The sequence below is a fragment of the Gracilimonas mengyeensis genome (genome assembly GCF_900182705.1).
Lineage (GTDB): Bacteria > Bacteroidota > Rhodothermia > Balneolales > Balneolaceae > Gracilimonas > Gracilimonas mengyeensis.
This window is the reverse complement of sequence record NZ_FXTP01000013.1, coordinates 1-10,895: the sequence shown is the minus strand read 5'-3', so window position 1 is coordinate 10,895 and position 10,895 is coordinate 1. Positions and strand designations below refer to the sequence as shown.

General features: G+C 44.2%; 11 protein-coding genes. 7 read left to right on the top strand and 4 right to left on the bottom strand.

What is annotated here, in order from left to right; translation table 11 throughout:
* Positions 1–94 precede the first annotated feature (94 nt).
* Entirely contained in the window at positions 95–940 is an 846-nt protein-coding gene (locus FN815_RS14225; protein ID WP_142455318.1) for a TIGR02757 family protein, read from the top strand.
* Here FN815_RS14225 and FN815_RS14220 read toward each other — a convergent pair whose 3' ends face one another.
* A complete protein-coding gene (locus FN815_RS14220; protein ID WP_142455317.1) occupies positions 941–1,717 on the bottom strand; it encodes a DUF3667 domain-containing protein in 777 nt (258 codons plus the stop codon). It abuts the gene before it with no gap.
* A gap of 410 nt (positions 1,718–2,127) precedes the next feature.
* Here FN815_RS14220 and FN815_RS14215 point away from each other — a divergent pair, with 410 nt between their 5' ends.
* The 6 genes from FN815_RS14215 to FN815_RS14190 all read left to right on the top strand — a co-directional run bounded on the left by FN815_RS14215 (position 2,128) and on the right by FN815_RS14190 (position 9,154).
* Positions 2,128–5,799, top strand: a complete 3,672-nt coding sequence (locus FN815_RS14215; protein WP_142455316.1) for a multifunctional oxoglutarate decarboxylase/oxoglutarate dehydrogenase thiamine pyrophosphate-binding subunit/dihydrolipoyllysine-residue succinyltransferase subunit — start codon at positions 2,128–2,130, stop codon at positions 5,797–5,799.
* Between the two features lie 144 nt (positions 5,800–5,943).
* Positions 5,944–6,525, top strand: a complete 582-nt coding sequence (locus FN815_RS14210) for a YdeI/OmpD-associated family protein (protein WP_185957311.1) — start codon at positions 5,944–5,946, stop codon at positions 6,523–6,525.
* A gap of 102 nt (positions 6,526–6,627) precedes the next feature.
* Entirely contained in the window at positions 6,628–7,914 is a 1,287-nt protein-coding gene (locus FN815_RS14205) for an amidohydrolase family protein (protein ID WP_142455314.1), read from the top strand.
* A 138-nt stretch (positions 7,915–8,052) separates the two neighbouring features.
* Positions 8,053–8,553, top strand: a complete 501-nt coding sequence (locus FN815_RS14200) for an OsmC family protein (protein WP_142455313.1) — start codon at positions 8,053–8,055, stop codon at positions 8,551–8,553.
* Between the two features lie 69 nt (positions 8,554–8,622).
* Entirely contained in the window at positions 8,623–8,787 is a 165-nt protein-coding gene (locus tag FN815_RS14195; protein ID WP_142455312.1) for a YqaE/Pmp3 family membrane protein, read from the top strand.
* A 70-nt stretch (positions 8,788–8,857) separates the two neighbouring features.
* The gene (locus FN815_RS14190) at positions 8,858–9,154 is read left to right on the top strand and encodes a cupin domain-containing protein (RefSeq protein WP_142455311.1); all 297 of its coding nucleotides are present in this window, start codon (positions 8,858–8,860) and stop codon (positions 9,152–9,154) included.
* An 85-nt stretch (positions 9,155–9,239) separates the two neighbouring features.
* Here the strand turns inward: FN815_RS14190 and FN815_RS14185 are convergent, their stop codons facing one another.
* From FN815_RS14185 to FN815_RS14175, 3 genes are all read right to left on the bottom strand, one after another.
* The gene (locus FN815_RS14185; protein ID WP_142455310.1) at positions 9,240–9,674 is read right to left on the bottom strand and encodes a MarR family winged helix-turn-helix transcriptional regulator; all 435 of its coding nucleotides are present in this window, start codon (positions 9,672–9,674) and stop codon (positions 9,240–9,242) included.
* 276 nt (positions 9,675–9,950) lie between these two features.
* Positions 9,951–10,385 carry a Dabb family protein gene (locus FN815_RS14180; protein ID WP_142455309.1) on the bottom strand — a complete coding sequence of 145 codons (435 nt, stop codon included), beginning with the start codon at positions 10,383–10,385 and terminating at the stop codon, positions 9,951–9,953.
* A gap of 171 nt (positions 10,386–10,556) precedes the next feature.
* On the bottom strand, positions 10,557–10,895 hold a 339-nt coding region (locus FN815_RS14175), incomplete at its 5' end, for a flagellin (protein ID WP_281286804.1).

Here is a 10,895-nt window from a genome sequence, read left to right as displayed (position 1 = left end):
TAGGGCTATGACTCTTCTTATGAAACAAAACTGAACCAATTATGATGTAATTTGTTTGGGTGAGTGAATACATCATAATTAAAACCAAACCGTATTGCCGCGAAGAAAGAAATTACGCATACTTTCAAAGAAGAAACTACTGCAGCTAAAGCCTTTTCTGGATAATCTGGTGAAAGAAACGGAGACATCAGATTACATCCACGACGATCCTATTCAATTTATGCATGCCTTTGAAGGCAAGGACGATCAGGAATTAGCTGGTTTTTTTGCAGCTACCATGGCCTGGGGTCGCCGGGATATAGTAAATGCTAAAGTAGAAGATTTGCTAAAGCGTATGGATTACCGCCCGGCAGCATTCATTACGCAATTCTCTGAAAAGGATGCCCGCCGTTTAGAGGGGTTCAAGCACCGTACGTTTAAACCGGTAGACATGTACTGGCTGATCAAGAGCCTGCAATCTATCCTCCAGAAATTTGGGCATTTTGAAGGTTTTTGGAAACACTGCTACAATACGGCCAAGCGTGAAAACAGGCAGTTGATTGCGGTATTTCATCAGCAGTTTTTCACTTTTCATCCTGAGATGCCCCGCCGCACCCGCAAGCACGTTTCCAATACTGAAAAAAATAGCTCTGCAAAACGCCTTTATATGTATTTGAGATGGTGCATACGGCAAAATAGTCCGGTTGATTTGGGCATTATGCAGTTTATGAGTCCGGCAGAACTGAAAATTCCATTGGACGTGCACGTAGCCCGGCAAGCCCGAAAGCTGGGATTACTTTCCCGCAAACAAAACGACTGGAAAGCAGTGCTTGAGTTGAATAATAAGTTGAAAGTGCTTGATCCTGAAGATCCCGCTAAATACGACTTTGCCCTTTTTGGATTGGGAGTACTTGAAGAGGAGATCCCTTCTGAATTAGTTATGAATACTTCGGTGGATTAATCAGCCGTAAAGTGTCCAAATAAAAGCTCCGCCATACATAAGTAGGGTCATTAAGATGGAAAAGGTGACATATCCCAATATGCCGGTTAAGATTACCTTAATATGTTCCCCCCAACCTGAGACATCCAAATAATTATACATCACCCAATAGATATAGGCCATTTGTAAGGGGATCCCAAAGAGGTACACGACCCAATTAAAAAAGTTTTCGACATCAACAAAAGGCATATAAATGATGGTAGCCAGGGAGTAGGTAGATATCATGTACACCACCATTACAAAGTGATGCAGGAATCGGGGATGCTTCTTTTTAAAAAAGAGATAGGAGTATAATGCTAAAATGGGCGCATACATGAACAGGTAGGTTATTTGGATGAATTTCTCTGTGATGGCTACCGAAATCAGGATCATCCGGTCAAAAAATAACTGCCACTCGAAAGAGGGGATTTTCTCTGAAAGATCAGTAATCAAAACATCCATCTCCTCGCCCGCTCCCATCTCCATGGCATTATGGTACATTTCTGAATAATCCATAAAGTAAGTTGCTACGAAAGTGGCAACGGTGGTTAAAATGATAGTATAGCGGAACGGATTGGTAAATTTTTCTCTCTCATGGAAATAGTCGTCAATAACCGCTTTAGGAGCTTTGATCATAGCCCAAATGGTGGCGGGGAGCCCGCGATCAAGATTTAGCACCCCACTTAGAATATCTTCAAAAAAGCCCGGATGTTTTGTAGTCGTACTTTTCTCTTTCTCTGATTCTGTAGAATTGTCCATACCAAATCCCCTTTAGATTTCTAGCAAGCCCTAATTACCTGCTTTTGTATTATACTTGCAAGTGAATGGCGCACTTTACGGAATAATATTTTCTAATTGAGAAAACATGTAGCCTCTGGCTTTAAGCTTACCCATTATGTGCCGAAAACATATTAAACAGGAAATAAGCAATGCAGGATTTTGAGCTGCATGAGTCTCATGTATAAGGCTTTGTAAAATAAAATCAGAAGGGCTTACATACTTACAGTTTTTATCGTTTTTTAAACAATGAATCCTTAATTTTGCAGGTGACTTAATATCATCCTTTAGTCCTTTAGTCGGTTGCTCTTGAATTATTTCCAAGCAAAAACCATTACTACTTTAAATCTTTTTTAATCGCTGCCTAAATTCCGCACGAGGTTAACAGACCATTGAAATCACTTGAAGCCGTATTTGGCCCAAATTCAGCATTAGTAGAAGAACTTTACGAACAGTATCAAAACGAACCGGATTCTGTTCCTTCCCATTGGAAACGTTATTTCGATGAATTGGAAGGGAAACCGGTTGATGAGACCGAACCCGAAGAATTACAGCCAGACGGCGGCACACCCGTTCTTAAAGCCCCTGTAAATGGTGATCAAAAAACCACCAAAGAAAAAGCGGTCGATAAAAAACCAAAAGCCAAAAAACAGGAAGAAGCCGCTCCCAAAAATGCTTCCCTGGAAAAAATTAAAGGCGTTGCTACCAAGATTGTAGAAAACATGGACGAAAGTATTGAGGTGCCAACGGCTACCTCTCTGCGTGTACTCCCAGTTAAGATGATGGTGGAAGACCGCACCATTATTAACCGCCATTTGCTGCGCCGTAACGAGCCCAAAGCCTCCTTTACGCATTTTATTGCCTGGGCTATTATCTGCGCCATGCGCGATTTCCCCAACCTCAACAGTTCCTACCTCCACAAAGACGGTAATCATTACCGCGTTAAGCCTGATTCGGTGAATTTAGGTGTGGCTGTTGACCTGAAGAGTAAGGACGGTTCAAGAAACCTTGTTGTGCCGAATATTAAGGGTGTGGATAAAATGAACTTTAAGGAGTTTCTCCATGCTTATGCCGAACTAATTGACAAAGCACGGAACGGTAACTTGCAGATTGAAGACTTCCAGGGTACCACGATCAGTATTACCAACCCTGGAACCATTGGCACCGTTTCTTCCGTGCCCCGACTCATGCAAGGTCAGGGAGCGATTATTGCAACGGGTGCCATTGACTATCCCGCGGAATATCGCGCCATGAGTAAAGAAGTGCTCAACCAGCTTGGCGTTAGCAAAGTGATGACCATCACTTCCACCTATGATCATCGCATCATTCAGGGGGCCGAATCGGGCATGTTCCTTAAGAAAATTGATGACCTGCTCAGTGGTCAGGAAGACTTTTACGATCAGATTTTCTCAGATCTTGACATCCCTTATGAGCCTCTGCCCTACGGCGAAGATCAATATACTGGTCCGTTCTCAGGCAAAGCCAATACGCTGGAACACGACCAGCGCGTGGTGGGTGTTTGGCGCCTTATCAACATGTACCGCATGCGAGGACATGTACTCGCGGATCTGGATCCATTGGGCAAAGAGCCCGGCAAGAACCCGGAACTGGATCTCGAGTATTACGGACTCTCTCTCTGGGATTTGGACCGCGAATTTTATTGCGGCGGACTTGGAGGCAAAGAACGTGCTCCGCTCCGCGAGATAATCAGCTTACTGCGTGATACCTATTGTGGAAACATTGGTGTGGAATACATGCACCTGCTGGATCTGGAAGAACGTCAGTGGCTGCGTGAAGCAATGGAATCTACAGGCAACAATGCCCAGCTAAGTAAAGACGATAAGCGCGAAATTCTGCACAAGCTGAATCAGGCTATGGCCTTTGAGGAGTTTCTCCACAAGAAGTACATCGGTCATAAGCGATTCTCTCTTGAGGGTGCTGATACCTTAATTCCCATGATTCACTTCATGCTGGAAAAAGCGGGTACCCACGAAATTGAAAAAGTATTTATGGGGATGGCACACCGCGGCAGGTTGAATATGCTGGTAAATATCATGAACAAGCCTTACCACCGTGTGTTTGCAGAGTTTGAAGGCAACATCGATCCTGATTCCATTCAAGGCTCCGGGGATGTGAAATATCACCTTGGTGCAAAAGGCGTGCATAAAGCCGCTAACGGTTCCGAAATTGAGCTGGAATTGATGCCTAACCCTTCTCACCTTGAAGCCGTTAATCCGGTAGTGGAAGGAGCTGCACGTGCCATGCAGGATCATCGCGAAGATGAAGATGCATCCAAGCATATTGTACCCGTTCTCATGCACGGTGATGCCGCTTTTGCCGGACAAGGCGTGGTTGCAGAAACCCTGAACATGTCACAGCTGGAAGGTTATAAAACCGGCGGATCGGTTCATATTATCATCAACAACCAAATTGGATTTACTACCCTGCCTAAGGATGGTCGTTCGACTGAGTATGCCTCCGATCTGGCTAAAATGATTTTGGCCCCTATCTTCCATGTGAATGGAGATACCCCGGAAGCTGCCGTTCATGCCATCCAAACTGCGATGGATTACCGTCAGCGCTTTGGCAAAGATGTGGTGATTGACCTCATCGGTTACCGTAAGCACGGGCATAATGAAGGCGATGAACCTGCCTTTACCCAGCCGGGTATGTATAAAGAGATTAACGATCACTCCCCGGTTAGAGATCTTTACACCGAGCATTTGGTGAAAAACGGTGAGCTTACCAAAGAAGAAACCCAGCAGATTTTTGATGAATTCGATCAACTGCTACAGGAAGCTTTCGAAGACGCCAAAAAGGCTCCAAACCTGGAAGTGACTGACAACCTGATTGACCGTACCGAAACGCCCCAGGATGAATGGAAGGCGTATCCGGATACCACCTATCCGGCCGAGGAGCTTAAAGAAATTGCCGTTAAATTGAACACGGTACCCAAAGATTTTGACGCCAATCCCAAGTTGCTGAAGCAGCTGGCCAAGCGCGCTGAAATTGTTAATAACAATGAGAAGAAAATTGACTGGGGATTTGCGGAGTTACTGGCCTTCGGCTCGCTGCTGAAAACGGGAACGACGATCCGCATGACCGGACAGGATGTAGAGCGTGGGACTTTCTCCCACCGCCATGCCGTACTGCACGGTACCGAAACCAGCCAGAAATTCACCCCGCTAAATAACCTGTCTGATGACCAGGCCAAGTTTTACATCTATAACAGTTTGTTAAGTGAATTTGCAGCCCTTGGTTTCGAATTTGGATACAGCGCTTCAAAACTGGAAGCCCTGGTTATTTGGGAAGCCCAATTCGGTGACTTTGCTAACGGAGCCCAGGTGATCATCGACCAATTTGTTTCTTCAAGTGAAGCAAAATGGGGACAGAAAACCGCGCTTGTTATGAACTTGCCGCATGGCTATGAAGGACAAGGCCCGGAACACTCTTCTGCCCGTCTGGAGCGTTTTCTTCAACTTTGTGCCGAAGATAACATGCAGGTAATGAATCTGACGACTCCGGCTCAATACTATCATATGTTGCGCCGCCAGGCCCTGCAGGAAAATAAGAAGCCGGCCATCCTGATGACTCCAAAGAGTTTGTTACGTCATCCCATGGCTACTTCTAACACTGAACAATTGGCAAACGGCAAATTCCAGCCATTCATTATGGATGAAGAATTCACGGACGCCAAAAAGGTTGACCGATTGGTCATTTGCTCCGGCAAGGTCTACTACGACCTGCTGAAGTACCGTCAGGAAAATGAGATAGAGAACGTGGCCATTGCCCGACTTGAGCAGTTCTATCCTTTTGCTGATGATGAGATCCAGGATCAACTCAAGGATTTCAAATCAGTGAAAGACATCGTTTGGTGCCAGGAAGAGCCTAAGAATATGGGCGCCTGGAATTTTGTAGCCCCTCGTTTTATGGAGCTGTTACAAAAAGGCCAAAAATTTAGTTACGTCGGCCGACAAGCGTCTGCCTCTCCTGCCGCCGGACAGAAGAAGATTCACCAAGCCGAACAGGATAAACTGGTGGAAGATGCTATGAAGGTTAAATAGCCTTTCTTCTTCAATATCATTTTAGTTTAAGAGCCGGATTTGTTCCGGCTCTTTTTTTTGCACTGCCTATCCCGTTAAATCTCTTTTTTTGAGCGGGGAATTATATATTGTAAGTCCTTTCTGCTAAATAAACGATAGAATATTATGGGAAAAACGGTAGACGACTTCATCAGCAAAAACAAAAAATGGCAAGCCGGGCTGGAGGAATTACGTAAACTAATTTTAGCTTCTGGCTTGGAAGAAACCATCAAATGGGGGCAACCGGTTTATACACTCGAGGACAAAAATGTAGTAGGCATCGGAGCTTTTAAGAGTTACTTCGGGCTTTGGTTCTTTAACGGAGCATTACTGAATGATCCCGGAAATCATTTACATAACGCCCAGGAAGGTAAGACAAAAGCACTGCGTCAGCTTCGTTTTCAATCTAAAGAGGAGATGGACAAATCCCTTATAAAAGATTTTTTGGAACAGGCCATAACTAACCAAAAAGACGGCAAAGAGGTCGATATTGACACCAAGAGGGAGCCTGAAATTCCGGAAATGCTGTCAGAGGCTTTTGAAGAAAACACCGAATTACACCAGCAGTTTAAGGCTTTGACTCCGGGACGTCAGCGGGAATACGCCGGCTACATCCGCGAAGCCAAAAAACAGGAAACCAAAGAACGCCGCTTGAAAAAAATCATTCCTATAATACTGGCTGGCAAGGGATTAAATGATCGCTACTAGTAACATTTTATAACAAAAGTAGATTTTATTTCTCTGGTTGGAAGATGCATATTAGCCCCGATGCATTTTGCATGTCTATTCTTTAATTAAAAATATCTACCTATGAAATTTAAAGCTCTTCTCCTTTCTTTTTTCTTTACGCTGCTACTGGCGTTTAATGCCTATGCTCAACGGACGGTAATCCATGCCGGAACCCTCATTGACGGGGTTTCTGATGAAGCTCAAAGTGATGTCAGCATCATTATCGAGGATAATAAAATTACGGCTATTGAGGATGGGTTCATCAACACATCAGGAAGCGATCAGCTAATCGATCTAAGTGATAAAACAGTTCTCCCTGGTCTAATCGACCTTCATGTACACCTTGAAAGTGAAACCAATCCCAAAAAATACATGGAAGCATTCACTTTTAATGAGGCAGATTTTGCCTTGCGCTCCACAGCCTATGCCAAACGAACGCTAATGGCTGGTTTTACCACCGTCCGTGAACTTGGTGGTTCCGGTGTAAATATTTCGCTCCGAAATGCCATTAACCAAGGCTTTGTGGATGGCCCCCGGGTTATCACCGTAGGGAAATCACTAGCAACAACGGGCGGCCACGCTGATCCTACCAACGGATGGAAAAATGATCTAATGGGAGCTCCCGGCCCTGAAGTAGGTGTTCTAAATGGAACGGCAGAAGCCCGGGAAGCCGTACGACAGCGCTATAAAAATGGTGCCGATCACATCAAAATCACAGCCACCGGCGGAGTGTTAAGTGTAGCCAAGTCAGGTGATGCCCCACAGTTTTTTGAAGATGAACTCGATGCCATCGTACAAACGGCAAACGAATACGGGATGCATGTAGCCGCTCATGCTCACGGCGCAGAAGGAATGAAAAGAGCGGTTGAAGCAGGCGTACTTACTATTGAGCATGGCACGCACATGACCGAGGAAGTGATGGACCTGATGATTGAACACGGCACCTATTATGTACCTACCATCTCAGCCGGAAAATGGGTGGCGGAGAAAGCTAAAATCGATGGCTACTATCCTGAGCTGGTAGTTCCCAAAGCCCTGGAAATCGGACCAAAAATTCAGAATACCTTTAAGCAGGCTTACGAATACGGTGTCAACATCGCCTTTGGTACGGATGCAGGCGTATTCCCTCACGGCATGAATGGGAAGGAATTCCGCTACATGACCGAAGCAGGAATGCCGGTTATGGAAGCTATCAAAAGTGCCACTGTTACTGCTGCTACCGTTTTAGGAATGGAAGACCAGGTTGGCTCAGTTGAAAGTGGAAAATATGCAGATCTTATTGCTACCGACAAAAACCCACTGGAAGATGTAACCACACTGGAATCCGTTTCTTTCGTAATGAAGGACGGAAAAGTGTACAAGCAATAAGTTTACACCAGAATCTTATACAAAGATAAAGACCCGCCGGGATTTCAAATACCCTGCGGGTCTTTTTTTATATTCATTGTCTTTTATTCCGACACTTAAAGATTTTAATAAACCCGTTTTACACTTACTTATTTACTCATGAAAGCAGAAGAACTCAAAGAAATTCAAGCACCACTTAAAGAGCAATACAAGGAAGATCCTGAAAAAGCAGTAGTTACCCTGAAAGCGACCTCCAGTGTGGGGGAAGGCATCACTTGTAAAGTAGAAACCGGCAAAGCGATGGTTGAAGCCGGGCTCCATCCTGCTACCGGCGGCGATGGACTTTCTGTTTGTTCCGGGGATATGCTCTTGGAAGCTCTAACAGCCTGTGCCGGCGTAACGCTGAAAGCCGTCGCTACCGCCATCGATTTCAAACTCGAAGATGCCAAAATCCATGCCGAAGGCGACCTCGATTTCCGCGGCACCCTCTCAGTGGATAAAGAAGCGCCTGTAGGTTTTAAAGCCATCCGGCTAAACTTTGAATTGCAGACTGAAGAACCACAGGATAAAATTGATACCCTGATCAAGCTTACCGAACGCTTTTGCGTAGTATATCAAACCCTTAAAACAGGCAACGATATCGAAACCACCGTTTCCTAACCCCATATTTAGATTAGCATTTTAGCCACTAAATACGCTTATTAAATACTATAAATTAAACAATTACCTATGAGTATACTTCGCATTATTCTTGCCATTATCCTGCCGCCCCTCGGTGTTTTTATGACTGTTGGAATCAAAGGGGCTTTCTGGCTCAATATTTTACTTACCATTCTTGGATTTATCCCTGGTATTATTCACGCCGTTTGGGTGATTGCCAAACATGATGACTGACCTATAGCCAGGTACAGGAAATCTATCGGTTTTCGATACTTCATTAGCTTTCTCATAAACCTATCATACTATGACTGTACAGAGTATTAAAGAACAGCTGAAAAGCTCGGAAAAACCCATCGCGCAATCCTTTCACACCGGTGATCATTTTAAAGTGCTTTTATTCGGCTTTAAGAAAGAAATGAAGCTGGAAGATCACACCGCACATCACCCCACCAAACTCTTGGTGCTGGAAGGGGAAATCATCTATCATCAAAATAAAAAAGATGAACGCCTGAAGCAGTTTGAAGAGATTGATATTCCAGCCGAAGTTCCACATTCTGTGGCGGCTTTGGAAGATAGCATCGTGCTGTTAACCCAAGGTTAAAAATAGCTTTAGATGAAGTTCCTTCTTATCAAAAGACGAAGGTCTCCTTCTGCCCCTTTCTCGGCATGGAGACCTTAAATTCATCCTATTGAACGGAGCCTCCTAATTCTATCAGCACCTGGTTGCTTTGCACCAGCTTTTCCTCTTTTTCTTTGGGATAAAGTTCCTTTGCAGCCATTTCTGCACTCTGCAAAGCTTCGTGCAGTACCCTATTTCCTCCTTCAGCAAGCTTTACGAAACTAACACGGGCATCACGCGCATTTGCTTCTTTGGTTACCATGCCGATCTTCTCAAGCGGGGTAATTTTTTTGGTGATGGCGGAAGCGGACAGTCCCACTTTTTCAGCAAGATCTATGCGCCGAAGTTTTTCATCGGGCGCTTTACTAAGATGAAAGAGTATCATAAAGTCATTAAGGCTAAGGCTGTGTATGCTTAACCTTGCATCAAACCTGCGGGCTATGAGTGCCTGCGTCATTGTCAGGTTTAAAAAAAATTTGAGCGATTCCGAAATATTTTCCATTTACTTGAAATTTATTTGAGTAGTAAAATACTTTTCAAGTATAGGAAATTCTGTTATAGAAACCTATACCTTGATTTTAAATGGATATGCTATCGATCAGGTAACAGCTATTCAACGAAAAGCTTCTCTCTAACTTACCAGCCTGTATAATGACTTTTAATTGTAACGATCGTCTATTTTAGTTACCGGGCACCGGCCTATACTCCAGATGAAAGCATGATAGAGACTACTCAAACAACATAAAGGGGCTATCTAAATTTTTTTTCTTAATGCACACTATTCTGAATCAACTATCAGCTCTGAATCATACACCTTCACATCAGCCCAGAGGTTACTGTAGTCATCAATAAACTCAAGATGGATAGGATGGTCGGCATACACATCGTAATCTTCCATGCTGCTGAACCACACAAAAATTGAGTATCCAAAGGAATGATCGGTAACCTCCCTTTCCGTAGTAGATGCGGGAACACCAATATGATAGCGGTGGATTTCTTCTATCGACATCAGCTTTTCGAGTCCTTCTTTGAAAGCAGCTTTTTCTTCATCCGTTACGTCTTCATTTAGATAGAAATAGACGGTGTGTTGTAGCATCCCGGAATATGATTCTTCTTTGGGTTGATTATCAGGAGCTTGTTTGTCAGGAGTAGTGCAACCTAAGGCAGTAAAAATGATCAGGCCTAAAAGAATAAATTTGGGGGTATAGCTCATAGCTTTTTTGAAAACTTAAAATGAGCTTAAATATACACGATGATAAGCGATATTCCAGTTTAAGAACTTCAGCTTTTTTAATCTCAAGGATCTGATTTTCGCAAACAAAAAAATCCATACCTCCTTATCAGAGGCATGGATTTGGGATCAACTTGGGTGTTTCTTAGAAAATTATCCGAGGAAACCAAGTACTGACTGTGGTCCCATGTTAGCCTGAGCCAGCGCAGAAGTTGAAGTCTGCTGCAGAATCTGCAGTCGTACAGACTCAGATTGCTCCTTGGCAAAGTCAGCATCCATGATACGGCTGGCAGCAGAACTGTTGGCCGAGATGGATTGTGACAGGGTTACTTCACGGGTACTCAATGAAGACTGAGCCATACCGATCTGGTTTACACGGTCGTTCATAGAACCGATGGCTGTGTCAACCGCATCGATAAAGTTACGATAGTCAGCAGCTTGTGCTCCGGTAAAGGTCAGGGTTCCCTGGCTACCAGCTGTTGCGGCTGTAGC

Coding starts and splice junctions, on each gene's coding strand:
- FN815_RS14220 (WP_142455317.1), bottom strand. CDS start 1,717: ATGGACAATTCTACAGAATCAGAGAAAGAGAAAAGTACGACTACAAAA.
- FN815_RS14210 (WP_185957311.1), top strand. CDS start 5,944: ATGGGAAAAACGGTAGACGACTTCATCAGCAAAAACAAAAAATGGCAA.
- FN815_RS14205 (WP_142455314.1), top strand. CDS start 6,628: ATGAAATTTAAAGCTCTTCTCCTTTCTTTTTTCTTTACGCTGCTACTG.
- FN815_RS14200 (WP_142455313.1), top strand. CDS start 8,053: ATGAAAGCAGAAGAACTCAAAGAAATTCAAGCACCACTTAAAGAGCAA.
- FN815_RS14195 (WP_142455312.1), top strand. CDS start 8,623: ATGAGTATACTTCGCATTATTCTTGCCATTATCCTGCCGCCCCTCGGT.
- FN815_RS14190 (WP_142455311.1), top strand. CDS start 8,858: ATGACTGTACAGAGTATTAAAGAACAGCTGAAAAGCTCGGAAAAACCC.
- FN815_RS14185 (WP_142455310.1), bottom strand. CDS start 9,674: ATGGAAAATATTTCGGAATCGCTCAAATTTTTTTTAAACCTGACAATG.
- FN815_RS14180 (WP_142455309.1), bottom strand. CDS start 10,385: ATGAGCTATACCCCCAAATTTATTCTTTTAGGCCTGATCATTTTTACT.